This is a genomic window from Arthrobacter antibioticus (genome assembly GCF_030063205.1).
GTDB lineage: Bacteria > Actinomycetota > Actinomycetes > Actinomycetales > Micrococcaceae > Specibacter.
On the sequence record NZ_JASISQ010000001.1, the window covers coordinates 56,881 to 81,812 of the forward strand.

A 24,932-nucleotide genomic window follows, 5' to 3' on the forward strand; every position below is an offset into this window, starting at 1 on the left:
CTGTGCACTAAAAGAACAGCACAGCGCTGAGTCTATGAGAGTCTTGTTTTTCACCCTTGCCTGAAGCAGGGGACAACAGTTACGTTTCTAGCTCCATGAGGCGTTCACATTCCAAGGCGGAACCACCATGATCCAACTGAAACAGGACAGCGACGGATATGTTCGCATGAGTAGGCATTTCCCCGCCAAGACAACAATTTCGATCACATTTTCAGATGGCACGCAGGCAGAATTCAGCGGCCGCCGGATGAATGAAATTTATGATGAGGCATTGGCAGCGTACAGGTTGGGGAACAACCTTGATGCCAAGGGGTTTGACCGACTGGCCAGGAATATACATCGCCGCAACGCCGTTGACTACGTGCCGGTGCAGTCGGGAATGATGCCCTAGGGATAGGGATAGGGACAGGGATAGGGACAGGGATAGGGACAGGGATAGGGACAGGGATAGGGATAGGGACAGGGTGTTGTAGTGGCCCACCCGTGTAAAGACGATAAGTGTGCTTACGGGTTGTTCAACTGCGGATGAGCGGGTTGGTGTGAGATATTCGCGCATAGATTCGGGAAATTGCGCGAACATTACTCCATCATGTGGAGAATAATCCTATTGTCCGTAGGATTGGACCCAGAAGGCGGACCGTGAAGTCCGAGAGGGCCGCCGTGAAATTCGAAAGGTCTCATGTTACTGAACCTCATTCCTGTATTTATCGGTCTTGCTGCGCTGGTGGTGCTCATTATCATCGCCGCGGTCATCTCACGGATGGCATTGCATATTGCCAGCCCTGACGAGGCCCTGGTTATCTCCTCTAAGGACAATAAGAACCAGCCCGATCCGAACAGCCAGCGTGTTGTTTTTGGACGTATTTTCATCAATCCGTTTACACAGCGAGCCTACCCACTTTCGCTTGCCTCGCGTCAGGTGTCGTTGAAGATTGAAGGCATTTCAAAGAACGGCATCAAACTTCACCTCACCGGTGTTGCTCAGGTGAAAGTTGGTGGAGACGCTGATTCCGTGCGGAAGGCCGCGCAGCGTTTTTTGAATCAGCAGGACGCCATCGACCACTACACGCAGGAAACGCTGTCTGGTTCTTTGCGCTCAATCGTGGGTACGTTGACGGTGGAGTCAATCATCAAGGACCGCGCCACCTTTGCTAAGAGTGTGAAGGAAGAAGCCGAGCACTCCATGCACAACCAGGGCCTGGAGATCGATACATTCCAGATTCAGTCAGTGGATGATGAAACAGGCTACTTGCGTAACCTTGGGCGTCCCGAGGCTGCCTTGGCCGAGAAAAACGCCAAGATCGCAGAAGCCCAGTCCGTGCAGGAAGCGGAGCAGGCTAAGGCCATTGCGGATGAGCAGGTTGCCCTCGCGCAGCAGCAGCTGATCATCAAGCGTGCAGAGCTCAAAGAAGTGGCAGATGCCCGTCAGGCCCGTGCCGACGCGGCTGGACCACTTGCCGCGGCTGAACAAAATGAGCAGGTCATCATCCGCGATCAGCAAGTTGCCTTGCGGCGTGCTGAACTGCGTGAAAAAGAACTCGACACTGAGGTTCGTAAGCCAGCAGATGCCGAGAAGTACAGGCTCATCCAGCAAGCTGACGCGAAATTGGAAGAACGACGTCGAGCTTCCGAAGCCGCTGAAATCGAAGCCACCGTTGAACTCGCCAAGCGCAAGCTCACGGCGGAGGGTGACCGAGTGGCAGCAGAAGCTGATGCTGCTGCAAACACGGCGCGAGGTAACGCCGATGCTGCTGTGATTGAGGCACGCGGCCGGGCCGATGCCAACGTCATCAAGTCTCGTGGGCAAGCAGATGCCGAATCAATCAAGGCAAAGGGAGTGGCGGAGGCTGCTGGTATTTCTGCTCAGGCTGAAGCTTATGAGAAGTTCAATGAGGCAGCAATCCTCAGCAAGGTCCTAGAAGTCTTGCCTGCCATGGCTCGCGAAGTTGCTGCGCCCATGTCTGCTATCAAGAACATGACGGTGGTCTCCAACGATGGTGCAAGCCAGTTGAGCAAGAACGTCTCCAACGGTGTGCATCAGACAACCCAATTGATCAAGGACTCCACTGGTCTTGACATCATAGGCTTGTTGCAGAGTGTTGTAGGCAAGGACTCCTCGAATGAACCCGATGGCGTCAGTGACAGCGCCGCCGAAACAGCTGGGAGCGAATTCGAAATCGACGCGCACTAAGCGCCTCTGTGGAGTGCTGCTAACAGTGCTAATAGCCTAGTGCTTGGAACTTAGAGCTATACCCGCATGGCTAGAGAGGAAGGGCCCCCATTTCAGTGATTTGGGGGCCATTGCTCTCTCGTCATGGCTAGTCTGGGAGTATGACTGTTGAAACCACTATCATCCATGACCTTCCAATGCATACCGTCCGACGTTCAATCGTCTCGCAGATGCAAAATAACGTTTACCTAATCACGGCTAAGAGCAGCGGTGCCCAGATCCTCATTGATGCAGCTGACGACTTGCCAGCGATCAACGCCTTACTAAAAGAGGCGTCCGCCGATGTTAATACCGGCGCTAAGGCGTCCTTGAAGATGATTGCAACCACACACCAACATTGGGACCACCTCCGTGCCTTGCCGTCCCTTGTCGCCCAAAGTAGTGCCCCAACAGCGGCTGGTACGGACGATATTGCAGGGATCAAGACTCAAGCGGGCGTCTCAACGGATGTCTCTTTGCACAACGGTGGAACACTGGCGGTAGACGGTATTGAGCTGACTACGGTGCACCTGCGTGGACACACACCAGGATCGATGGCCTTCATCCTACAAAGCGGTGGCTCGGAGCGCTCTGACACGCTAATTTTTAGCGGAGACTCTCTGTTTCCCGGCGGTGTGGGCAACACCGGCGAAGACAAGGCACGCTTCACCCAATTGCTAGACGATGTTCAGGATCGCCTCTTCAACAAGTACCCGGATGACGCCATCGTCTTGCCCGGTCACGGAAATGCGACCACCCTTGGCAACGAGCGGGCAGCCCTGCCACAATGGCGTGAGCGCGGCTGGTAGCAGGTGGGCTACACACGCTTGGGGCCCCTCGGCGGCTACCGCGCACCCACCTCCCCAAACCCGCTACGCACGCTTGGGGCCCCTCGGCGGCTACCGCGCACCCACCTCCCCAAACCCGCTACGCACGCTTGGGGCCCCTCGGCGGCTACCGCGCACCCACCTCCCTAAACCCGCTACGCACGCTTGGGGCCCCTCGGCGGCTACGCTTAGTCCATGTACTTTATTGTTGTGAAATTTCAGGTTTTGCCCGAATCTGCCGAACAATTCATGGGTTTGGTGGGTGACTACACGGAATCCACGCGCGCTGAGCCGGGGAACTTATGGTTTGATTGGTCCCGCAGCGTCGAGGACCCCAACGAGTTTGTCCTCATTGAGGCCTTTCGCGACGACGACGCGGCAAGCAGCCACGTCTCCAGTGCACACTTCAAAGCTGGTCTTGAAACCATGCGTCCAGTCCTTGTGGCGACTCCGAAGATTGTCTCACGCAAAGTTGACGGCAGCGACTGGGACACCATGGGCGAATTGCAGATCAGCTGATTCACCTGCCAAACACCGTTGCCAAGGAACTTCCCGACGGCCCATTTACTCTAGCCACGCTCGGACAGGGACTGGTTTTCGCCACGTCACTGCCCGAGCTGGCAAGAGTATTCACCCAGTCCGGCGCGCAGCCCCCTGAGGGGACGGCAGCCGTTATCCAGGCACCTCCGGGCACTGGTAAAACCACTCTCGTACCGCCGCTACTGGTTAACATACTCAACGCGAGCGGCGGAGGGCACAGGAGGATTCTTGTCACCTCGCCCCGCCGGGTGACAGTGCGGGCGGCAGCACGCCGTCTGGCCGCGCTGGATGGGACAGCGCTTGGTACCAAAGTTGGCTATACGGTGCGCGGAGAAAGTCACACCCGTGCAGGTACTTTAATCGAGTTCCTTACCCCCGGTATCCTCGTGCGGCGCTTGTTAAGCGATCCTGGGCTGGAAGGTGTAGTCGCCGTTGTACTCGATGAAGTCCATGAACGCGGTCTTGACACTGACCTGCTCCTGGGCATGCTGGGGGAGGTTCGGGCATTACGCGGTGATCTCTCCGTGCTGGCTATGTCGGCAACGTTGGACGCACGAGGCTTTGCCTATCTTTTGGGGGCGGCCGACGGCGGACCGCCGGCCCCCATCGTTGACTGCCCGTCTGCGCTGTACCCCCTTGAAACACTCTGGGCACCGTCAGCGCAACCTCGGATTGACCAACGAGGTATAACCCGAGCGTTCCTTAATCATGTGGCCGATACGGCAGCGACAGCCCACGCCAATGCCGTGGCCCAGAACGCTGACACGGACGCACTGGTGTTTGCCCCGGGCGCATGGGAGGTGGGGTATATCGCCGCGCGTCTGCGCACGATTGTGAAAGGCACAGACGTACTTGAACTGCACGGGCAAGTGCCAGCCCGCGAGCAGGACAAAGCGGTCTCAGCCCGTGAAAGCGGCGGCTTGCCCCGCATCATCGTGTCAACATCGTTGGCCGAATCGTCATTGACAGTTCCTGGCGTACGGTTGGTCATTGATTCCGGCCTCTCGCGTGAACCTCGCCGCGACGCCACCCGTGAGATGACAGGCTTGGTCACTGTCACCACCTCGCGTGCCTCCGCTGACCAACGGGCAGGACGCGCGGCACGATTGGGCCCGGGCACAGTAGTGCGCTGTTATGACCAGAAAACTTTTGCTGCAGCTCCTGCCCACCCCACCCCAGAGATAGCCGTGGCCGAGCTTAGTGCGGCTGCACTGACACTTGCCTGCTGGGGTTCGCCGGGCGGCAAGGGCCTCCTGCTGCCCGATACTCCTCCTGCGCAATCCATGAAAGCGGCGTTGACTGTCCTGGCTGAACTTGGGGCATTGGATTCAGGCGGACACGCAACCGCTCTAGGTAAGACTTTGGCCCTCATACCCGCCAGTCCCCGCTTGGCTCGGGCTCTACTAGACGGTGCCAAGGTGGTGGGCTCCAAGTCTGCAGCAGAAATTGTGGCCCTGGTATCCGGTGATATTAGGGCCCCCGGAGCCGATCTCACATCAGCTTTGTCTTCGCTGCGCTCCGGACGCGATCCCGCAGCGCAGCGCTGGGCCCAGGAAGTGCGGCGCCTTCAACGAATAGTGCGCAAGACTCGTGAGAGCGCTAATGACAGCGCCAATCTCAAGCATTCGGTGCGGATTGGCGTGGATGCAGCAGACGCTGTGGGCTACGTTGTTGGGCTGGCCTTCCCGGACAGGGTTGCACGGCTGGTTGTTGGTGCTGCTGGAAACCAGTACCTATTCTCCTCAGGTACCCGTGCGGGTCTACCCGCCGGCAGCTCACTGGCAGGGCGCGAGTGGGTGGCGGTGGCAGAAGTTTCCCGGACGGAAGGCCGGGACGCTGCAGGAACGGGAGCGGTTATCCGTTCCGCCGGTCCTTTGAGTGAGAAAAATGCTGTGGAAGTCGCCTCTCGTATGCATACCGATGAGGTCATTGTGGAGTTCATCAACGGTAAGCTCGCGGGGCGTCGGGAACGGCGGCTGGGTGCTGTGCTGCTCTCCTCCACACCAATCAAAGCGACTGTTGCCCAGGGACGGAACGCGGTTGCGGCCGCCATATCTAAGCAGGGCTTATGTGTGCTTTCGTGGAGCCGTGCTGCCAGTTCTTTGCGAAGTAGGCTTGCCCTACTTCGCCGTGAGCTGGGGGAGCCGTGGCCTGATGTTGGTGATGAAGCACTGCTGGCGCGGCTGCCGGAATGGTTGGGGCCCGAACTTGAATCCGTTGCGGCAGGTAGGTCTTTGTCTTCGCTGTCTCTGATAGAGCCTTTGCGACGCCTGCTACCGTGGCCCGAAGCGGCCAAGCTTGGCGAGTTGGTTCCGGAATCCTTGGTTGTGCCCAGTGGTTCACGGATTATGATTGACTACCCGCCCGTGTCCGACGGCGGCCCTCCCGTTGTTGCTGTGAAGCTGCAGGAGTGCTTTGGCCTGGTAAGTACCCCTCATCTGGTGGCCGGCCGCGTGCCAGTACTTTTTCATTTGCTTTCACCGGCAAGGCGGCCATTAGCTGTCACCGGCGACCTTGCCTCCTTTTGGAGTGGACCTTATGCTCACGTGCGCGCTGAGATGCGTGGGCGCTATCCCAAACACCCATGGCCGGAAGACCCGTGGAGCGCGCCCGCGACTTCAAAACTGAAGAGCCGGATGTGAGAGAACCTTAGTGCGGAACAGCTTGTGCTTACTGCTTGTGCTTACTGCGAAGGGTGGCTTGTCCCGACCCGCGTTGCCTCACGCCACTGATTATTTGTCAGATGTGAACTTGCCTGGGCACCTACTTCTGCCATTCCGCCGTCGACCTCCCAACTGGCGCCTGTGACGTAACTGGCCGCAGGCGAGGCTAAGAAGGCGATGACACTGGCAACTTCCTTAGCGGTTCCTGCATGTCCCAAGGGAATCCCGGGACGTGCAATCTCATGCGGATGCCTCGTTTCGGTTGCATCCAAATGGGTGGCAATTTCGCCCGGAGCCACGGCGTTGACAGTAATTCCATGCTCAGAGAGTTCAACGGCCAGCGTTTTGGTGAGTCCGTCAAGGCCAAACTTAGATGCGCAATACGCACCAAAGCCAAAGCGTGGCTGATGTGCGTGGATGCTGGTGACAACCACTATTCGGCCCCCTGACTCACCGGCCACCAAAAGTTTCGCTGCGGCTTTCAGGCACAGGAACGCCCCGTTAAGATTGGTGTCGAGAATACGCTGCCAATCGGCATAGGTGGTATCAATCACCGAACTAAGCAAACCAACGCCCACGTTATTGACAAACACACCCAGTGATCCCAGTTGCTTCGCAAGCGTATTCACGGCTGGCGCGCAGCTGTGCAGGTCGGTAGTGTCCAGCCACAACGATGAGGCCCGTTGACCCAAATTCTGGATTATGGCGGTTGTATCATCCGCCCCAGCCTCATCGTCGTGCCAGGTAAAGCCAACATCGTAACCGTTCTGGGCCAAAGCAATAGCAGTGGCCTTTCCGATCCCAGTATCAGCTCCTGTCACGATCGCGGTTGATGGATACTTTCTTGTAGCTCTTGTCCTGACAACCATTTTCGTTACTTGGCTTTTTTAGCTGCTGAACGCTCTGTCTTTGAACCGGCATTGGCGAGGTCTCCGCCGTCGTGCTCCAGATGAGCGCGCATGAACCACTGGAACAATTCGAGCTGCGCGCATTGAGCAATGATCATGTCTTCGGTGATGGGATCCAACTGGCCCACCTGCTCAAGGGTCTTGCGGTGGCTGGAGAGGAAACCAACATAAACAATGTCCAGGGCCGCAAGATGCGCCGAAGTGTGGGCGCGGCCAATGGAATAATCATTCCAAGAGCGTTTCGCTACCAGATCGCCGGGCAAACCATTGGGTGAAACACCGAGGGTGGCCATCCGCTCCGCAGTCTCATCCACCATGGCTCGAACCAGATCAATCTGTGGATCAAGCATTTCATGCACACCAATGAAATCTCGGCCCACAACATTCCAGTGAGCGTGTTTCAATGTGAGCTGCAAATCGTTTAAGGCGTGGAGTCTTGATTGCAAAAGATGGGCCACTTTGTGCCCGTCCTTCATTGACAATCCAGGCACTGTGTATCCTGGCTGTGCTGGTATTTTGACTGCCATGGGAACCCCTTCGAGTCAGCTGCGATTGCAGGTTATCGGTGTGGACGCTGTGCACAGTGCATCAGATCCACGTGTGCTCTCACGCTAGCCATATTGAGACAGAAGTTCTAGAGCGTACACGGGAATGGGGAGATATTTCTTCGCCTACTCGAAACGGGTGGGATCGCCCATCCCGCGACGGACAACCTCAGCGTAACCGCTGGAAAAATCCACAACAGTTGTGGGCTCGGCACCAACATCGCCGGAGTCTATGACGGCATCAACCACGTGATCCAGTACTTCTTTGATCTCCCATCCTTGAGTGAGTGGTTCCTCCTCGTTGGGGAGCAGTAGCGTACTGGAGAGCATTGGCTCACCCAGTTCCTCAAGGATTGCCTGAATGAGGCGGCTGTCTGGAATACGCACTCCAACGGTCTTCTTCTTAGGATGCGAGAGTCGCTTGGGAACCTCTTTGGTGGCAGGAAGAATAAAGGTATAAGGACCCGGAGTGACTGCCTTGATACTGCGGAAGATGTCATTATCTACCATGACAAGCTGTCCCAGCTGTGCAAAGTCCTTGCACACAAGTGTGAAATGGTGCTTGCTATCCAGCGCCCTGATGGCACGGATACGGTCCAGCGCTTCCCGATTGCCAAGCTGAGCCCCAAGTGCGTAGCAAGAATCGGTGGGGTACGCTATCAAGCCACCGGAGCGGAGGATGTCCACGACTTGGCCAACTGTGCGTGCCTGTGGGTCGTCCGGATGAATGTCGAAGAATTTAGCCATGACCTGAGCATACGACTACTGCGCACGCTATCCCTAGATTTGCGCGGGATGTGTGCAGGAGAAACATCTTTTGTTTCCTTTCAGTTACCCCATTTTCAGTAAATTCCCATTTTTTAGGAGGAGTATTGAAAATACTTGTGTCGCAAACGTGAAAGCTGCAGCAGGTCACACAGGAACAGCACCACACGCTAGAAACAGGAAAGTCGGCACAATGGCCAATGAATCAGTGAAACAATCAGGATCAAAGAACTCCGGCCCTTGGGCTGGTTTACTTGGTGCGGATGGCACGTGGGCCAATCTTGGCCGGTTTTTTCTTGTTTGCGGTGTAGTTGGTGTCCTAGTTGCAGCATTGTTTGTTCCTGCAGGGGCACTAGCCACAGCTGCCGTTGGCGGAGCCGATGACTTCATTTCTGTTGTTCCAGAGTCCTTAAACTTCGAAGCACCTTCCCAAGCCACCACTGTTTTGGCAGCCGACGGGTCAACAATTGCCACCCTGTACGCCCAAGACCGGAAAATTGTTGACCTCACCGACATGTCCCCGTTCATCAAGAACGGCGTCATCTCCATAGAGGATGCCAGATTCTACGAACACGGGGGAGTGGATCCCACGGGAATTGCCCGAGCCCTGCTGGCGACCATCAACGGCGGCCGCCAGGGCGCGTCCACCATCACCCAGCAGTATGTCAACAACATGCTGATCGAGCAGTTGGTATCCAACGGAAAAACCGACGAGGCCAAACTGGGTGCGGAAAAGACGGTGGTAGATAAGGTCAAGGAAATCCAGCTGGCTATCGGGCTGGAAAAGAAAATGTCCAAGGATGACATCCTGGCCGGCTACCTGAATATTATCTACTTTGGCAATGGAGCCTACGGTATAGAAGCCGCGTCAAAACTTTACTTCAATACCAGCGCAAAAGATCTCACTCTGGCGCAGGCGGCCGTGTTGGCCGGCGTTGTTAATAGGCCCAGTTACTACGACCCCATCACTGAGCCGCAGCATGCTACGCAACGTCGGGATGATGTGTTGGCAAAGATGCTGGCACATAAGAAAATCAGCAAAGAGGAATACGACGTTGCGCTAAAGACCCCCCTTGAACTGCAAGTGACCAAATCAGCGCAGGGTTGTGCCGCGGCTGCTTCCGCCCCATACTTCTGCGACTACGTTCAGCAGTTGATCCTCAATAGCAAAGCGTTCGGGGCAACGCCCGAAGAGCGGACCAAAGTCCTGTATCAAGGCGGGCTGACGATTAAAACAACCCTTGATCCGGCTCTTCAAAAAGTCGCTCAAGAACAAGCCAGTGCCACGATGAGCGCCACAGACCCACTCCAACGAGGCGCCGCCATCGTTAGTGTCCAGCCAGGAACCGGCAAGGTACTCGCCATGGCCCAGAACACCGTTTTTGACCCGGCTGCCGCGCCGGGCAATTATATGGGCAACTTTGCTTTACCAGTCAACGATGAGAACGGACAGCCGCTGCACGGTGCTGGCGGATTCCAAATTGGGTCAACATTCAAGCCCTTCGTTTTCGCGGAGTGGCTCAACAGCGGACACTCGATGATGACAACGATCAATGGTGCGGTCCGGAAATATCCAACCGGTTACCCATGGAAGAACAGCTGTGGACCCATCGCGGGCGAGTACGATCCAGCCGCTCCGGGCTCGTTCCTCTTGCCCAACGACGATCCAGACCACTACTACCCGATGAGCGCTTATCAAGGCCTCTACAGCTCTATCAATACCATCACTTTCCAGACGGCCACCACCCTGGATTTTTGTAATATACAGAAGATTGCAACGGCTGCCGGAGTCAAGGACGGGCGCACAAATAAGCCCTATGATGTTTCCCAAATTTCCAGTTTGATCGGCACACAGAATGTGGCTCCCCTGGATATGGCGACGGCTTTTGCCACCTTTGCCAGTGGGGGTATTCGTTGCACACCCATAGCGTTGACATCAATCACTGACGCGGCAGGTTCACCACTTCCGGTGCCGGCACCCGACTGCCAGCGCGCCATCACCCCCGAGGTAGCAGCCGGAGTGAGCTATGCACTGCAGAGCGTGCTGGTTCGTGGATCGGGCTACAACATCCCACTGAATGATAAATCGATGGCTTTCGCTAAAACCGGCACAACTGATGGAAATATTGACACATGGACCATCGGAGCAACCTCAGGCATCGCTACTGCGTCATGGTTTGGCAGCTACCAAGGCAACGGACCAGAATGGGTAAATCAAGACATAGTCATTAACGGCAGGTACTTCACCGGTGTTGATGGCGCAGACCTCGCTGGTGGCCAATGGGCCGCCATCATGAACGCAGCGGCCGGAAACCCGTCCTACGCTCCCGTGCCTTTTGCCCAGCCCCCAGCCGACATGTTGGCACCAACAGCACCCCTGATTGCAGGGGTAACTGATCCGAAGCCGGGCGACAGACCTGCCTTCGCCCAACTCCCAGCACAACCCCCCGCAACAGAAGAGCCAGCAAAGCCGCAGGAGCAACCTACCCAAGCGCCAGCCCCTGCGCCAAAACCGGCGCCACAGCCGCCGGCGCCGGTAGAACCCGCTCCGGCACCGACGCCGTCTCAGCAGATTCCAACGGCACCACCTGCAGCTCCCTAGACCTGCCGCAGTTTCATAGCCTCAAGGAGCACCTATTCCTCCTTTGCGCCGCTTTGGGCGAGAATGGAGACCTACGGGAACCGCCCGCTGTACGAAGGAGCATAACGTGGTCAAGGCTGCATCAGAGATCCGAATTGTTGTTGGCGTCGATGGTTCAACTGCATCTGTCAGCGCGCTCAAGGAAGGCGCCAGATTGGCTGACGAGTTGGGCGGGGTTGTAGAAGCTGTGGCGGTGTGGGAAATGCCCACAAAGCATTCAAGTTACGCCGCACTTGGTATTGGTAGCTTCGAGGAAGGCGCCCAAAAGGTTCTCAGCGACGCGCTTTTTCAAGCGTTTGGTGAACAGGTCCCGACAACGATTTCTGCACACTTAATCAAGGGACAAGCTGCAGGTGCTCTGACAACATTCTCAGAGGGTGCTCGCATGCTGGTAATTGGTAGGCGCGGCCAAGGCGGACTGATGAGCCTGCTCCTTGGCTCGGTCAGTGGCGCGTTAGTCAACCAAGCAACTGTTCCGGTACTGGTGGTTCCGTAGGACCACCCGTGGCATCCCGTGCTAGATGGTTCTCGACTAGTTGCTACCTAACTAGTTGGTACCTGAACTAAGCCGGTTTTTCGAGGCAGCTAGCGTGGCTTCGCCGCGCTGCGTCCTCTGCCGTTTGCAAAGCCCACGCCAGATCGGTAACTGCCCGCTGGTAGGGGCCAACGCCGTCGTCCTTGTCTATCTGCCCCAAAGCCGTCTGGGACCGGTCCGTCTGGGATGACTGGGGCTCATCGGAGCGTATTTCGCGTCGGTTCAAACGAACCGGGCCAAAACCACACGCGAGCAAATCACTGGGTCTGAGGCGAGCAGCTGCGGCTACGGCGCGGATCAATGCGGAGGTTTCCGGAACTCGGACATCGCTCATGCTGGGAAATTCGATGGCGGCGCCTGGATCGAGCTCGTACCGGCTCCATTGAGCGATCAAAACATCGTGCTGGGCAGTGATCGCAAGCAGAGCCACACTGAGCTGGGTGCGCCGCTTCTCTTGGTTGGCAGTGGCCTGCTGACGCTGCAGAATTTTGTGAGTAGTAATAGCCGCTGCCATGGCGAAGACCAGCAACAGAATGGATGTGAGATTGCTTGTTAGGGCCGGAATGATAATCATCGGCAGTAACACGCAGAGCCCGGTGAACGCATACCAAAAGGTGGAATCGGGATCGTTCTCCGGTTGCGTGCGCGTATGGATCAGCCACACAGTGCCCGCAGCCGTCACGGTGACTAGCAAAAGAAGAACAATAACAACCATTTCCAGTACCTCCTAGCACAAGGTCGGGCCGGTGATGGCCGCAGACAATGAGCGGGCCAACACTATTCGTGGCCATACTCCATTGCAGGCCTAAATTCGGGGAAGGTCAAGAGCAACCCGTCATCACACTAGCTTCGGGGGCACATTCACAGGAGCCGTATTCACTGGAGCCGTATTCACAGGAGCCGTTAGAGCAGCCGTGGCCCGATGGCAAGCATGACGGAAATAGCGCACATCATTATCAGGGCGTAGCGAAACATTAGGTGGGCCCATGCGTCGTCGTCAGGGGCAGTGAAACCGCGCAATGCGGCAACGAGCCAGCCAACTCCAAGAACCGCCATGACGGCCGTATACATCCATCCGGTATAGCCGAAAAGTTGGGGGAGGAGTGAAACTGCGACGAAGAGCACCGTGTAAAAAAGAATTTGAACTTTGGTGTGAGCATTACCCCGAACTACTGAGATCACAGGTACGCCGGCTCGGGCGTACTCAGCCCTGCGGTAGATAGCGATCGAATAGAACGCAGGGAACTGCCAAAGGAAAAGCATGAGGAAGGCAACGGCCGCGCCCATATCAAATGAATTGCTGGCACCAACGTAGCCGCCAAGAATTGGCGCCGCACCGGAGATGCTCCCTACTACCGTGCCGTGGAGTGACATTCTTTTGGAGAACATACCGTAAAAGACCACGTAGATGAGGAAGCCAGCCAGTCCCACTCCTACGACGAGGGGGTTGGTCCAGAGGATAAGGATGGCCATACCGAGCATGCCAAGTACGGCAGCGTAAATGCTGGCGTTGCGCACGCCTACACCACCTGTCACGGATGCCCGTTTCTTGGTTCGATCCATAAGGGTGTCGATGTCTCGGTCAAGGATGTTGTTGAGCACGCATGCTGACGCAATGACCAGGGTGGTACCCAGGCAGACTGCCAGAAAGACTACCCAGTTGATACGGCCCTCACTGGCGAAAAGAAAACCTGCCGCCGCGGTTAGGACGTTGCCATAGAGGACTCTGGGTTTTGCAAGAGAGTAGTAACGAAGAGCTCTGGCGCGCCAAGAGGTACCAGTGGCTCTTGCTGCAAGTGCGCTGTCCTTGCCATCAGTTCCGGGACCAACAGCTTCTCCAATATCTCCAACTATGCTCTTTTTGCAAGCTGCTTCAGTGTTGGTGGACGGAGTGCCTTGATGGGCGGGCCTTGATGAACTACGGGTGGTCATGAGGAGCTCCAAAACGAAAAGTGACTATCTCAAGAGTATCCTCCGGCGGCATCTTCAGCGGACTAACGAGAGCAGGATCAAACGGTAGTGGGACAAGCTTTTAGTGGTCAACTGACTAGCTGGCAAAGGAACAATCTCGTGTGGGCGGATGCCAACAATTGGTTGGTTCGTCCTCTCCTTCTTTTCCCTCTCGGGCATCCGTTTGGGATCCAGGTTCTGATGGTGGCGCCGAAGCAACTTTCTAGACCTGATTCATAGAGAATATAGAATACATATTCTTCAGTTTGAAGAATCACTAGCAATACCCGTAACTTGGGACTATAATTGTGGTATGGGTAGTTCAGTGAATTTCCCGGCTGGTCGGGATGTTTCCTCCACCACAATGGGTGTGGCGGATTTCATTGCTGGGCTAGTTCTTCCCGTGATCGGGCCGCTGGCTAATGATATTGCTGCGATGGTGTCACTGCCAGACTTCCCGGGTCCTAACGGTGATCTCGGGATTACTGCTTCTGAGGCTGGGGTTGCTGATGGTGTTGTGGTGGGTGGAGCGCTGCCGACTTCGCGTTTAGGGTGTGTGCGGGCGTTAATGGATGAGTGCACCGCGGCTATCGAAGCCCTACGCGTGCATCAAAATCAATGTGCGGCTCTTGCGGCCGTTTTAATGGAGCGTCTTTCTTGTGCTGGCGGCCTTGAAGGTAGCATCCTTGCCTTTGATGCGTTCCAGCGTGAAGGGTCCATGTCCGGGCTCCGCGCTGAGGTAGCCGGGGTTTTACAGATCCCTGAGGATGTGGCTGGGGAGTTAATGACTCATTCGCGCACGCTCGTGCGGGAGTTGCCAGGCACTCTCTCATGCATGATTACGGGCGCTTTAGGCTGGGACTATGCGGTCATTATTGCCCAGGAAACAGCCTTGGTCCGTCAAAGTGGTGTCCCTGCGGCTGCGGTTGACTCTCTAGAGCAGGTCTTACTCGGCAAAGCCGAAGACTGCACGGTCTCTAGCTTCCGTGAAAAAGCCAGACGGCAACGTGAACGTCTCTATCCTGAAACGATCACTGCCCGCACCAGACGCGCCTTGAGCGATAGGTATTTACGAGTCAATCGTGGCCACGACGGAATGTCCTGGCTCAGCCTGTATGGCCCAGCACCAACTCTGGAAGGAATCTGGAGTCAATGCACCCTCACTGCTCAAAGCGCCCAAGGCCCCCATGAAACCCGGACCCTGACCCAACTCCGTGCCGATATTGCAGCGTCCCTGCTACTGAATCAAAGCATGGCCCAAAACCACATCCACAGCCCCGCCCCACCCATGCAACCCGATGCGAGTGAAGATAGTGCTGAAATGCCCGAGCATGGGGCAATGCCAGGGTGTGATGAAATATCCGGCTGTGGTCAAATATCCGGCTGTGGTGAGTCGTGGTTTTCAACCCTCGACTCCGAACCGCACAGGGACCAGGAGGACAGGGAACAGGAAGGCAGGGACCAGGAAGACCTTACAGCTGATGAAGGAACATGGCGGGTAGATCCTCAGCTAATCCCGGTCTTTGATGATCCGCACTACACCGATCCAGGATTCAAAGACCCTGATATCCGCAATGATCCACAGTGGGACCCCACAGCCCGACCACCAACCCTTACCCCACCACCAGACCCACCACCAGACCCACCATCTGGCTCATCATCTGGCTCATCATCACAGACTACCGATGGTCGTCATCGGGGGCATCGTCGGGGCCATCACAGCGGCGCTGCCGGCGTGGGTGGTGGGGTTGTTATGGAGGAGGTATGGCCGCCGTTGCCGCAGGTGACACCGGTGTTACTGATACCTGTGTTGTCGTTGCTGGGCGCTACACAGGATCCTGCGTGGCTTGAAGGGGCTGGTCCTATCAGTATGGAAGTCGCCCGGCGACTAACGCAGGGATCGAAATCCCTGTTACGGGTTCTGGTAGACCCGGTCAGTAACGAGCCCTTAGACGCTGCCCCGCAGCGCTACCGAATCAGTAAAACGATGCGGACTATGCTGGCGATCAGGGATGAATACTGCCAATTTCCGGGTTGTTTAGCCAGAGCAAGTAACTGCCAGATTGACCACATCAAGAAATTTGCTCACGGTGGCAGATCTATCTTCAATAACTTAGAGACCCTCTGTCATCACCATCATCTCCTGAAACACTTCAAGGACGATCGGACCCGCAATGGTGCTTGCCGCACCGATCAATCACCCCAACGGAAAGCGATGAAACTTCGCGGCTGGACACCCACGAACATACAGGGCCGTATTGCCTGGACCTCACCGAGTGGACGGTACTACCCACCCGCCACCCACGAGGACCACGCACCGAGCTACCCGAAATGGTTGAAAAAACACCTCGAGACCGAAGACCGCAACGCCCTAGAGGACCACGAAGAAGCACGCATCCAGAACATGGACCAAGCAAACCCCTACTCCACACCCCTACCAACACCACCACCAGGAACATATCCCTGCGCCGAAGACGAAGAAACCCTCAACGAACAAACACTCAACCACTACCTCGCCCACCACAACACAACCTAAACACGGCCTCGACTAAGCAGAATGCGGGGTCATGAAATCGCAGCATTCAGGGTCATGAAATCCTAGTAGCGTTCAGGTTCAGAACCCAGCTCAAAGCGAATTCCACGAACACTGTTTGGGACGATCTCCACGAATGTGTATTTGAGCGTTTGTAGCCAGGGGAAGAGCGGCAACTGGCTCACTACATCGATCTCCGACTGGGATTCAAGGACGCGTGCCTTCCCTTTCACCACGATGCTCCACGCTTCATTCTCGGTGAGACCATCTATTTCGAAAGCCACTGAATCATTGATAGTCAGTTCTGCCAGTTTTGTCCCGGGGTTTGTTCGAATGAGGAGCTTGCCGTCGTGCGCAAGATAGTTGATGGGAAATATGTCAGGCTCATTGGCAACGCTGAGTGCGAGGCGACCGAAACGGGTGTGTTCAAGAAACTGCCATGCATCGTCGTTGGACATATTCACGCCGGGACGCTCTTCAATAGTCATGCTGTGATTATGCCCCACAGTTCATGGCGGCCGCTATGGCTATGGCATGGGACAAGCCGCGTGGCGGATTACTGGCTCAACTAGATGGAACAGACTGAGTGCCAAAATCAGGTAAAGAACCAGCACTCTCACGCAGAACAACAGCACCTGTAACACTGGGAGGCTGCTTTGCCAGCGGAGCAAGCGCCATTTGCGCGGCAAGGCGCCCTATGTTTTCAAGCGGTAGACGGTAGGTGGTAAGGCCGGGAAAATGGTCCCGCAAAGTAGGGATGTCATCAAATCCGGTTACCTGAACATCTTCGGGAATGCGTAAACCCCTAGACCTCAACGCGGTCATGGCACCCAAAGCCATGACGTCGTTGGCGGCCATAATGCACAGCGGGGAGCCATCGCCGAACTCCACCGCAGCGTTCAATTCTTGGGCAACACTTAGCGGACCCAGAGAATCCAGATACTCTAACGTGGAGTCGTAGCCACCCTGGCTGGTAAATGCCCCATGCACCACGGCGAGCGGCTGGAGCTTTGCTTGTGCCAGACGATCCGAAAGACCTTCAACACGAATCCGTGCAGTATTGCGGTCGTGTGGGCCGGCCAAGATGACAAAGCGTCGTATTCCTTGATCAAGCAACGCACCTGCAAGCGCTGCGGCGCCATCGTGGTTTTCAACGTGCACCACCTGGGCTTCGTGGATAGCAGAAGCTCCCAAGGTCACAACACGCCCGCCGTTCCTAACGTATCGAGACAGGGCCATTATCAGCCGTGGATCTTCGTCCAAAAGCCGGGATGCGGCTAGAATAATAGCGTCAGTGCGGTATGAAATGAACGCATTCACGGCTGCTAGTTCGGCACCGCCGGGGGAGTCGCCGTCGCGTTCTATGTCAGTTCCGGCCAATAACACTTGGTGGTTGGTATCAAGGGCCGCCTGCTGCACTCCGTGGGCAATGGCGGAAAAATAGGGGTCGGCTATGTCATGTACCACGAGCCCCACTAAGCCTGTGGTTGATCTGGCCAGCGCTTGAGCCTGCGCGTTGGCCACATATCCCAGTTCCTCGGCCGCAGCCTTGACTCGCTCAGCAATATCGGGCGCAGGAGTCCTACTTGAGCCGTTCAGTACCCGCGAGGCAGTGGCCAGTGACACGCCAGCTTGGCGCGCCACTTCAGTGAGTTTTACCGGCACAGAGGCGTCCTTTTCTAAGAATAATGCATGAGTCAACAGCTATCTCTTGACCCGGAGCTAACTTCAGCATATATTGGAAAGCGCTTTCCAAAGTCCAGGCCACGCCGGGTTTACTGGTACGTGCCAACACCAGAGAACAACACTTGAGCACAACATTCAGGAGAAATCAGTGACTCTTACCACCGCCAATGACCAGCCCACTGCAACGACGGAACAAACCGGCGCACATGCCGAGGCCACCCGGCGGGTGATACGTATCGCCATGAACGGCATAACCGGACGTATGGGCTACCGTCAGCACCTATTGCGCTCCATCCTGCCCCTGCGGGATTCTGGTCTCCTACTCGAAGACGGAACCAAGGTAGCCATTGAGCCCATCCTCGTGGGCCGTAACGAAGCGAAGGTGCGCGAGCTAGCTGAACTGCACAATGTTCAGCACTGGACAACTGATCTGGATGCTGTCATTGCCGACCCCACGGTCGATGTTGTCTTCGACGCTTCCATGACAAGTCTGCGCGCAGCCACCCTGAAGAAGGCTATGGCCAATGGCAAACATATTTACACGGAGAAGCCCACCGCGGAAACCCTTGAAGAAGCTATTGAACTGGCACAGATCGGCAAGGATGCCGGCATCACCGCAGGGGTTGTCCATGACAAGTTGTACCTGCCGGGCTTGGTAAAACTGCGCCGCCTAGTTGAGGAAGGGTTCTTTGGCCGTATCCTTTCCATTCGCGGAGAATTCGGTTACTGGGTGTTCGAAGGGGACCACCAGAGTGCGCAGCGTCCCTCATGGAACTACCGCAAGGAAGATGGTGGTGGCATGACAACAGATATGTTCTGCCACTGGAACTACGTGCTTGAAGGCATTATCGGTAAAGTTAAGTCCGTCAATGCCAAGACAGCCACTCACATCCCGGCCCGTTGGGACGAGACCGGCAACGAGTACAAGGCAACAGCCGACGACGCAGCGTACGGCATCTTTGAGCTGGAAACCCCAGAGGGAGACGCCGTCATTGGCCAGATCAACTCCTCTTGGGCTGTGCGCGTGTACCGCGATGAACTAGTTGAGTTCCAGATTGACGGCACCCTTGGTTCAGCAGTTGCCGGTCTGAATAAGTGTGTTGCCCAGCAGCGAGCCCACACCCCAAAACCTGTGTGGAACCCGGATCTGCCCGTCACGGAATCGTTCCGCGACCAGTGGCAGGAAGTTCCCGCGAACGCAGAGTTGGATAACGGCTTCAAGCTGCAGTGGGAAGAGTTCCTGCGTGATGTTGTTGCCGGTCGTGAACACCGCTTCGGGCTCCTTTCGGCCGCACGCGGTGTGCAGTTGGCCGAGCTTGGTCTACAGTCATCCGCTGAACGCCGCACCTTCGACGTCCCGGAAATTGAGCTTTAGTCATGGCTGCTAAATCCAGTGAGAACATCACCATCACGTTGCCACTGGCCAACGGCCAGCTCGAAGCATTAACTCTGGAAGCGCCGGGCCCGTGGCGCAAGCCCACGCAGTTACTGCGCTCCCGCAAAGTTTATGCGGCTGCGCATGTCACACCAAAGGTGCTTGGAAACAACGTTCCCGGAGCCCGCGCAGATATTGATTGGGACGCCACCATGGCGTTCCGGCGTGAGCTATGGAGCTGGGGCGTGGGGATTGCCGACGCCATGGACACGGCCCAGCGTGGCATGGGCCTGGACTGGGCTGCAACGCAGGAACTGATCAATCGCAGTGCTGCTGAGGCCGCTTTCATTGCCACGCCGGAGCGCACAGTGCGCGATCTTCTTGCCTGTGGGGCCGGGACAGATCAGCTGGATCCGGCCGCCGTTGAACCCGGTGAAGAAGGGTTAGCCGCCGTGCTTGCTGCTTACCGGGAGCAGATCGCAGTGGTTGAAGCGTCAGGGGCCAAGGTCATCATTATGGCCTCACGCGCCCTGGCCAAGGTAGCCGCAAGCCCGCAAGATTACCTAGACCTTTACGGCACCTTGCTGAGCGAGGTGAAGGAACCTGTTGTGCTGCACTGGCTCGGGACTATGTTTGATCCGGCTTTGGCCGGCTACTGGGGGAGCAGCGATGTTGACTCCGCGACTGCCACGTTCCAGACCCTCATCGATGCTCACAGCACAAAGGTTGATGGTGTGAAGGTTTCATTGCTCGACGCCGGGCACGAAGTAGCGTTGCGGGCGAGCCTTCCAGAGGGTGTGCGTCTGTACACCGGTGATGATTTCAACTACCCGGAACTCATCGACGGAGATGGCACTCGCCACTCGGACGCACTGCTGGGTATTTTTGCAGCTATTGCCCCTGCCGCCTCAACCGCTCTACAGGAATATGATGCAGGGCGTCCCAAAGAAGCACGCGCCATCCTTGATTCCACAAGAAATTTGGGCTTGCACATCTTTGAAGCACCCACCTATTACTACAAGACGGGCATCGCGTTTCTAGCCTGGCTCAACGGGCACCAGGCCGGCTTCCAGATGGTGGGAGGTCTACATGCCGGACGCAACCTGAACCACTTGGTGAAGTTGTTCCGACTGGCCAACACGGCAGCCCTCCTTCTCAAACCTGAACTAGCCGCCGCCAGAATGGCATGTTACTTAAACGCTGCGGGTGTTGCTTCGGAGCTCTCTCGCTCCCCGATGATCTCAGAAGGGGTTAGCGAATGAGGACTTTCGAAAAGCTGTCAATCAACACAGGAACTATGAAGAAGGCATCCCTCGCCGAAGCTCTTGAGGTCACTGCAGCCGCTGGACTGTCCCACATTGGGCTATGGCGGGACAAAGTAGCCGAGGTTGGTTTAGAACACGCACTAAAAATGGTGCGTGAGTCGGGTTTGCAGGTCTCAAGCCTGTGCCGTGGCGGATTCTTGACAGCTGCAGATGAGCAGGGCCAAGCTGCTGCGTTGGCAGATAATAAGGCGGCCATATTGGAGGCGGAAGCCCTTGGGGCGCCAGAAATCATCATGGTGGTGGGCGGGTTACCTGACTTCAGCGTTGCTCCCGGTGCCGTTGATGGCGGCGGTGCCACTGGTTCAATAGCTGGTGGAAAAGACGTGGTGTCAGCGCGCGAGCGTGTCGGGGAACGTCTCGGTGAGCTTGTCCCTTTTGCCATCGAACACGGAGTCAGGTTGGCCCTTGAACCACTGCACCCAATGTTCGCAGCGGACCGCGCCGTGCTTTCGACGTTGGGCCAGGCACTTGATTTGGCCGCGCCGTACCCGGCCGAGGCCGTGGGCGTGGTGATTGACACTTTTCACGTGTGGTGGGACCCATCCCTTCAAGAACAGATCGCGCGGGCCGGGCAAGAAGGCCGGATCGCGTCCTATCAGGTGTGCGATTTCAACCTACCCATCGCTTCTGACTCACTGTTGTCCCGCGGTTTCATGGGCGACGGCGTGATCGACTTCCCCACGATTGGACGCTGGGTTGCTGAGGCCGGCTACAGCGGGGTTATTGAAGTTGAAATCTTCAACGAGGAGATATGGGCGCAACCGCATGCTGAAGTGGTGGAGTGTGTCAAAGACCGATACAGGGAACTGGTGGCACCCTATGCCAATGACGATGAGGATGTTTCTATACTTTAGAGACAATTTTGATGACGTAGACCAGGGGCCCCGCAGGGCGGTCAACGTCAGCGGCCTGGCCACGGTCGTAGGCCGAATCAAATTGTTGGGCCCCGGCCCATGTCCAGCCGGTATATAAAGCAGTCATCGTGTCATTGGGGCCGATGATTTCCCCTGTGCCCTCGCTCAAGACCTGCACGGCAAGGTCACGCGGGGCATTATTGGGTGGAATCGTGATACTGGGCGCACCGTTTGCAGCAAAAGTGGTTACTGGCAGTTGGCCATCATTCACCAGGGCAGCAACCTCTTCAGTGGTCAGGAGCCGGGGCACGTCCGGCAGGTCCTTGACTGACTCGATCTCATAAACTGTGACGGCAGCCGGTCGGCCTCTGCCGGGACTTGCTTCAGCAATGTATGCGCCAACCTTTGCACTGGTAAAAACGTCGAAGATCTTCGGGAACCGGAGCCTGAAAGTATCGTTGAGGACATACCCTCCACCGGCTACCTCGGAGAATGTCTGAATGAGTGTCTTGCCGGTGAGAGCGTCTATGACTATGTGACGGAACGAGACCTCTTGCCCGGGGGCGACCTGTGCACCGTCACCGTGGGTAAGCAGTGCCATAGTTTGTTCCTGGATCTCTAGTGGAGTGTCAAAAGTGACCTCGGGTGCTTGACCTTCGCGACCTGCAACAACTCGAACGGTGGAAAGAACTCCTGCGTCCGACGGCGGGCTGCTCGCCGTCTCTGTGGGGCCGGAGCTGGTGGATTCGTTGGGCGCTTCCGAGGGCGAGCTTTGTGGTGCGATTGAGGCAGTACTCGCAGCGTTGGGCTCGTTGGACACTTGTGCGCACCCACTCAAAGGCAGTAGCAGGCAAACGGTCAATGCTAGAAGACGGCGCATGGAATCATTTCCTGTGGCTGGTTCTCAAGCGTCCGTCAAGCCTGACCCAGGAAGGATGGGCTGTCGAGGCTCCCAAGAATGCACCCTAGTTGGCAGCATCTCCGTGACGTGCGGGACAGGAGAACATAAAACCGCCGTTGCACCCTTCAACCTCGAGTTATCAAAAGGATGCAACGGCGGCTGATGTTCTCAGCCAGGTGTTTAGGCTCTACTTTGAACTGGCCCGCGTGGCGCGGAATGTTAGAAGTTAGTTGCTCTTGACGAGGATGCCGCTGCGAGTCATTGATTCGGAGTAGGCATTAGCTGATTCCAGAAGCCACTGCTCTTGGCGTTCTGCGGAACCGGCAAAGCTGCGCCCGGACAGTGAACGGACCTTGTAGATGCCGAAACCGCGTTTGTACAACATGGGACCTTGCGCCTTCAGGAGCTGATCAGCCAAACGATGTGCTTCTGTGCCGTGGGCAATCAGGGCCGATGCGCGCGGAACCAGGGTCAGGAACTTAACCAGGGGGCGCAACCCTTGCTCAATCTGTGGTGCCGTTAGGCGACCGTTTGGCTGGCCGGGGGTGAACCACGGGTGAACGTTCCAAGGCATGACATAGCTGGGGCGGAGACCAATCTGCCAGTGAATCCCTAGGAGACGCGTAGCTGCCTGCTCGTCGCCAGCTGTAATGAAGCCAGACTCATCCAACTCACCAACGTTTGAGAAAAGGCTGATGATCTTGCACTCATCAACATCGTGAGCCGGATCCACGTAGGCCACTTGTTGCTCCGGCCGGGCTTCCGCCAAGGTGTCGCACAGTTCGGTGATGGGAGCAATGTTCTCGTCGTAACGGCGATTCCAAAGCTGTTCACGCGGTGATTCAGTGGCCACGGATGTCATTGAGGTTTATATCTCCTTAGAGGGATGAGAGTGTATGCGGCAGCTTCCCGAGCAGGGGTATGTCCGAATTTCCAGCATAGCAATCTTCCCGAGTCTCTGGGCCGCTCATGTATGTGCTACGTGAGCACTCTGATGGTTGTTGTGAGAAATCCAACAGAAATCAACAGTTATATTGGCACAAGTTTGATGTTGAAGTGAGAGCTGCGGGCCTTAGCGCCGGGGTCCGCGACGGTTGCGGAAAGCGGCAGCAGCGGCCACAGTCGCCCCGATCCCGGCAAGCCACAAAAACACTTTTGCTTCGGGTGAGCCCATGACAGGATGCCCGTCATCCTCCTGCAGTTCCCCCCGGAGCCGTCGTCCCTCGGCGATCAGTTCCAGCTCTTTGTCACGCTTCTTCACGCTAGCCGCCGTTTCACGCGGTGGCAGCTGCAGTTGAGCTTCCGCCTTGATTCCGGCCTGCAGTTGCCGGGCACGCTCCAACTCTGCGTCGATTTGGGCACCAAAGAGCAACACGAGGTTCATGATCCAAATCCAGAGGAGCAGAACTATGACGCCGGCAATGGTCCCGTAAGTCTTCTCATATTTGGAGAAGTTGGCCACATACACACCGAAACCCGCTGATGCGAGAATGCAGGCGATCAAGGCGAATGCCGCACCCACACTGATCCAGCGAAACTTTGGTTGGCGGACGTTGGGCGTGAAGTAGTACAGAACAGCAATCAACACTATCGCAAGGATCCCAACAACAGGCCACTTGGCAAGGTTCCAGATGGTAATCGCTTGATCGCCAACGCCAACGGCTTCCCCAACCGCCCGGGCAACCGGTCCGGAGAGGACTAGTAGCAGTGACATGGTGGCAACCATTAACACTGAGGCCAACGTGACAAGCAGCAGTGCCGGGCGCAACTTCCAGACTGGGCGCCCCTCATCGATGCCGTAGATTCGGTTCATCGCCCGGCTAAAAGCACCAACATAGCCCGATGCCGACCACAACGCTGTTACAAGTCCGAACGCCAGTGTCCAGCCGGCTGCCCTGGACATTGTCAGCTGCTGAACCGGGCCGCTGATGGCTTCAGCCACCTTCGCGTCCGTCATGTTTGCAACCATGTCCAGCAGCAGTTTGGATGTCTGCTCTGCCTGACCCACTATCCCCAAAATCGAAACAAGTGCAAGAATGGCCGGGAATAAGGACAACACACCGTAATAAGTCAGTGATGCAGCCAAATCGGTTGAACCGTCGGCGCTGAACTTGTTTACGGCGCGCTTGAGTACATACTTCCAGGACATGGCCGGCACGCCGGACAGATTTTGGGGCTTCCGCCCGTCATCTGGTGCCGGCGCGCCAGCTTTGTTTGCTGCAGTTCCGCGCGCTGCTGGAACGGATGGGACCGTATCAGGCACAGATATTCCTGTCCGTTGCTTTCCGTTGGCAGCCGCGGCTCACAGCGATCAGGCCGCCGTCTTATTGCGTCCGGTGATTGCCCCGTAGATACCGGCGACAACGAGCCCACCAACAATGGCTAAGATCCAAGAGCCAAGGCTCCAGAAACTCATTTCACCCTTGTTGAACAACAGGTCACCGATCCAGCCGCCAACTACTGCTCCTACGACACCAAGAATCAAACTGGTCACCCAGCCGCCGCCCACACTTCCGGGCATGACCGCCTTGACGATCGCACCGACAATAAGTCCCAAAACAATCCAACCGATGAAACCCATGGTTCCTCCTAGTTAATGAACTTGGCATGTTCTTTTTGTAGACGACCCACGCAAGCACGTGCGAGCCGATGCATCAACCGTACTCATATCCGAT

22 protein-coding genes are annotated in these 24,932 nt (G+C 56.6%); 11 read left to right on the forward strand and 11 right to left on the reverse strand.

All coding sequences use genetic code 11. The annotated features are described in order from the left end of the window. The first annotated feature begins 127 nt into the window (after window positions 1-127). The 5 genes from QMG40_RS00270 (at window position 128) to hrpB (ending at window position 6,218) form a co-directional block, all read left to right on the forward strand. Entirely contained in the window at window positions 128-391 is a 264-nt protein-coding gene (locus QMG40_RS00270) for a hypothetical protein (protein WP_283526706.1), read from the forward strand. 288 nt (window positions 392-679) lie between these two features. Further along, window positions 680-2,191: a flotillin family protein gene (locus tag QMG40_RS00275; RefSeq protein WP_283526708.1), complete on the forward strand. Its 1,512-nt coding sequence runs from the start codon at window positions 680-682 to the stop codon at window positions 2,189-2,191. A gap of 140 nt (window positions 2,192-2,331) precedes the next feature. Beyond that, complete coding sequence (locus QMG40_RS00280) at window positions 2,332-3,018, forward strand: MBL fold metallo-hydrolase (RefSeq protein WP_283526711.1); 687 nt, start codon at window positions 2,332-2,334, stop codon at window positions 3,016-3,018. 213 nt (window positions 3,019-3,231) lie between these two features. Then, entirely contained in the window at window positions 3,232-3,555 is a 324-nt protein-coding gene (locus tag QMG40_RS00285) for a putative quinol monooxygenase (protein ID WP_283526713.1), read from the forward strand. After that, the gene (gene hrpB / locus QMG40_RS00290; protein ID WP_459252948.1) at window positions 3,555-6,218 is read left to right on the forward strand and encodes an ATP-dependent helicase HrpB; all 2,664 of its coding nucleotides are present in this window, start codon (window positions 3,555-3,557) and stop codon (window positions 6,216-6,218) included. The genes QMG40_RS00285 and hrpB overlap by 1 nt, the downstream gene beginning before the upstream one ends. 41 nt (window positions 6,219-6,259) lie before the next feature. Here the strand turns inward: hrpB and QMG40_RS00295 are convergent, their stop codons facing one another. From QMG40_RS00295 to QMG40_RS00305, 3 genes are all read right to left on the reverse strand, one after another. Then, on the reverse strand, window positions 6,260-7,108 hold the full coding sequence (locus QMG40_RS00295; RefSeq protein ID WP_283526715.1) for an SDR family oxidoreductase: 849 nt from the start codon (window positions 7,106-7,108) through the stop codon (window positions 6,260-6,262). 5 nt (window positions 7,109-7,113) lie between these two features. Then, window positions 7,114-7,674, reverse strand: a complete 561-nt coding sequence (locus QMG40_RS00300; protein WP_283526718.1) for a Dps family protein — start codon at window positions 7,672-7,674, stop codon at window positions 7,114-7,116. A 144-nt stretch (window positions 7,675-7,818) separates the two neighbouring features. Further along, on the reverse strand, window positions 7,819-8,439 hold the full coding sequence (locus tag QMG40_RS00305; RefSeq protein WP_283526720.1) for an L-threonylcarbamoyladenylate synthase: 621 nt from the start codon (window positions 8,437-8,439) through the stop codon (window positions 7,819-7,821). A 211-nt stretch (window positions 8,440-8,650) separates the two neighbouring features. On the opposite strand from QMG40_RS00305, the gene QMG40_RS00310 reads away from it, so the two are divergent. Further along, window positions 8,651-11,059 carry a transglycosylase domain-containing protein gene (locus QMG40_RS00310; protein WP_283526722.1) on the forward strand — a complete coding sequence of 803 codons (2,409 nt, stop codon included), beginning with the start codon at window positions 8,651-8,653 and terminating at the stop codon, window positions 11,057-11,059. Window positions 11,060-11,165: 106 nt separating this feature from the next. Next, window positions 11,166-11,594 (forward strand): universal stress protein, encoded by a 429-nt coding sequence (locus QMG40_RS00315; RefSeq protein ID WP_283526724.1) that lies wholly within the window; start codon window positions 11,166-11,168, stop codon window positions 11,592-11,594. Between the two features lie 67 nt (window positions 11,595-11,661). On the opposite strand, the gene QMG40_RS00320 is transcribed toward QMG40_RS00315, so the two are convergent. Together QMG40_RS00320 and cyoE are read right to left on the reverse strand one after the other, a co-directional pair. Continuing rightward, window positions 11,662-12,348 carry a hypothetical protein gene (locus QMG40_RS00320; RefSeq protein WP_283526729.1) on the reverse strand — a complete coding sequence of 229 codons (687 nt, stop codon included), beginning with the start codon at window positions 12,346-12,348 and terminating at the stop codon, window positions 11,662-11,664. Window positions 12,349-12,536: 188 nt separating this feature from the next. Then, complete coding sequence (gene cyoE, locus QMG40_RS00325; protein WP_283526731.1) at window positions 12,537-13,565, reverse strand: heme o synthase; 1,029 nt, start codon at window positions 13,563-13,565, stop codon at window positions 12,537-12,539. A 331-nt stretch (window positions 13,566-13,896) separates the two neighbouring features. On the opposite strand from cyoE, the gene QMG40_RS00330 reads away from it, so the two are divergent. Next, window positions 13,897-16,119: an HNH endonuclease signature motif containing protein gene (locus QMG40_RS00330; protein WP_283526733.1), complete on the forward strand. Its 2,223-nt coding sequence runs from the start codon at window positions 13,897-13,899 to the stop codon at window positions 16,117-16,119. Window positions 16,120-16,181: 62 nt separating this feature from the next. Here the strand turns inward: QMG40_RS00330 and QMG40_RS00335 are convergent, their stop codons facing one another. Both QMG40_RS00335 and QMG40_RS00340 read right to left on the reverse strand, forming a co-directional pair. Further along, a complete protein-coding gene (locus QMG40_RS00335; RefSeq protein WP_283526735.1) occupies window positions 16,182-16,604 on the reverse strand; it encodes a pyridoxamine 5'-phosphate oxidase family protein in 423 nt (140 codons plus the stop codon). Between the two features lie 76 nt (window positions 16,605-16,680). Further along, window positions 16,681-17,817 (reverse strand): LacI family DNA-binding transcriptional regulator, encoded by a 1,137-nt coding sequence (locus tag QMG40_RS00340; RefSeq protein WP_283526737.1) that lies wholly within the window; start codon window positions 17,815-17,817, stop codon window positions 16,681-16,683. Between the two features lie 226 nt (window positions 17,818-18,043). Between QMG40_RS00340 and QMG40_RS00345 the strand changes: the two genes are divergently transcribed. From QMG40_RS00345 to QMG40_RS00355, 3 genes are read left to right on the forward strand one after another with little or no spacing between them, the layout of a single operon-like run. Then, complete coding sequence (locus QMG40_RS00345; RefSeq protein WP_283528538.1) at window positions 18,044-19,177, forward strand: Gfo/Idh/MocA family protein; 1,134 nt, start codon at window positions 18,044-18,046, stop codon at window positions 19,175-19,177. A gap of 2 nt (window positions 19,178-19,179) precedes the next feature. Next, window positions 19,180-20,439: a dihydrodipicolinate synthase family protein gene (locus QMG40_RS00350; RefSeq protein ID WP_283526739.1), complete on the forward strand. Its 1,260-nt coding sequence runs from the start codon at window positions 19,180-19,182 to the stop codon at window positions 20,437-20,439. Further along, window positions 20,436-21,356 (forward strand): sugar phosphate isomerase/epimerase family protein, encoded by a 921-nt coding sequence (locus tag QMG40_RS00355; RefSeq protein ID WP_283526741.1) that lies wholly within the window; start codon window positions 20,436-20,438, stop codon window positions 21,354-21,356. Before QMG40_RS00350 ends, QMG40_RS00355 begins: the two co-directional genes overlap by 4 nt. On the opposite strand, the gene QMG40_RS00360 is transcribed toward QMG40_RS00355, so the two are convergent. The 4 genes from QMG40_RS00360 to QMG40_RS00375 form a co-directional block, all read right to left on the reverse strand. After that, window positions 21,346-22,176, reverse strand: a complete 831-nt coding sequence (locus QMG40_RS00360; protein WP_283526743.1) for an FKBP-type peptidyl-prolyl cis-trans isomerase — start codon at window positions 22,174-22,176, stop codon at window positions 21,346-21,348. The genes QMG40_RS00355 and QMG40_RS00360 overlap by 11 nt on opposite strands. A gap of 307 nt (window positions 22,177-22,483) precedes the next feature. After that, window positions 22,484-23,119 carry a uracil-DNA glycosylase family protein gene (locus QMG40_RS00365; RefSeq protein WP_283526745.1) on the reverse strand — a complete coding sequence of 212 codons (636 nt, stop codon included), beginning with the start codon at window positions 23,117-23,119 and terminating at the stop codon, window positions 22,484-22,486. A gap of 210 nt (window positions 23,120-23,329) precedes the next feature. Continuing rightward, window positions 23,330-24,520 carry a YihY/virulence factor BrkB family protein gene (locus QMG40_RS00370; protein ID WP_283526747.1) on the reverse strand — a complete coding sequence of 397 codons (1,191 nt, stop codon included), beginning with the start codon at window positions 24,518-24,520 and terminating at the stop codon, window positions 23,330-23,332. Between the two features lie 48 nt (window positions 24,521-24,568). After that, window positions 24,569-24,838 (reverse strand): GlsB/YeaQ/YmgE family stress response membrane protein, encoded by a 270-nt coding sequence (locus QMG40_RS00375; RefSeq protein ID WP_283526749.1) that lies wholly within the window; start codon window positions 24,836-24,838, stop codon window positions 24,569-24,571. Window positions 24,839-24,932: the final 94 nt, after the last annotated feature.

Bases quoted from the DNA above. Each gene is read 5' to 3' on its own strand.
- QMG40_RS00270 (WP_283526706.1), top strand. From the start codon at position 128: ATGATCCAACTGAAACAGGACAGCGACGGATATGTTCGCATGAGTAGG.
- QMG40_RS00275 (WP_283526708.1), top strand. From the start codon at position 680: ATGTTACTGAACCTCATTCCTGTATTTATCGGTCTTGCTGCGCTGGTG.
- QMG40_RS00280 (WP_283526711.1), top strand. From the start codon at position 2,332: ATGACTGTTGAAACCACTATCATCCATGACCTTCCAATGCATACCGTC.
- QMG40_RS00285 (WP_283526713.1), top strand. From the start codon at position 3,232: ATGTACTTTATTGTTGTGAAATTTCAGGTTTTGCCCGAATCTGCCGAA.
- QMG40_RS00295 (WP_283526715.1), bottom strand. From the start codon at position 7,108: ATGGTTGTCAGGACAAGAGCTACAAGAAAGTATCCATCAACCGCGATC.
- QMG40_RS00300 (WP_283526718.1), bottom strand. From the start codon at position 7,674: ATGGCAGTCAAAATACCAGCACAGCCAGGATACACAGTGCCTGGATTG.
- QMG40_RS00305 (WP_283526720.1), bottom strand. From the start codon at position 8,439: ATGGCTAAATTCTTCGACATTCATCCGGACGACCCACAGGCACGCACA.
- QMG40_RS00310 (WP_283526722.1), top strand. From the start codon at position 8,651: ATGGCCAATGAATCAGTGAAACAATCAGGATCAAAGAACTCCGGCCCT.
- QMG40_RS00320 (WP_283526729.1), bottom strand. From the start codon at position 12,348: ATGGTTGTTATTGTTCTTCTTTTGCTAGTCACCGTGACGGCTGCGGGC.
- cyoE (WP_283526731.1), bottom strand. From the start codon at position 13,565: ATGACCACCCGTAGTTCATCAAGGCCCGCCCATCAAGGCACTCCGTCC.
- QMG40_RS00330 (WP_283526733.1), top strand. From the start codon at position 13,897: ATGGGTAGTTCAGTGAATTTCCCGGCTGGTCGGGATGTTTCCTCCACC.
- QMG40_RS00335 (WP_283526735.1), bottom strand. From the start codon at position 16,604: ATGACTATTGAAGAGCGTCCCGGCGTGAATATGTCCAACGACGATGCA.
- QMG40_RS00345 (WP_283528538.1), top strand. From the start codon at position 18,044: ATGAACGGCATAACCGGACGTATGGGCTACCGTCAGCACCTATTGCGC.
- QMG40_RS00350 (WP_283526739.1), top strand. From the start codon at position 19,180: ATGGCTGCTAAATCCAGTGAGAACATCACCATCACGTTGCCACTGGCC.
- QMG40_RS00355 (WP_283526741.1), top strand. From the start codon at position 20,436: ATGAGGACTTTCGAAAAGCTGTCAATCAACACAGGAACTATGAAGAAG.
- QMG40_RS00365 (WP_283526745.1), bottom strand. From the start codon at position 23,119: ATGACATCCGTGGCCACTGAATCACCGCGTGAACAGCTTTGGAATCGC.
- QMG40_RS00375 (WP_283526749.1), bottom strand. From the start codon at position 24,838: ATGGGTTTCATCGGTTGGATTGTTTTGGGACTTATTGTCGGTGCGATC.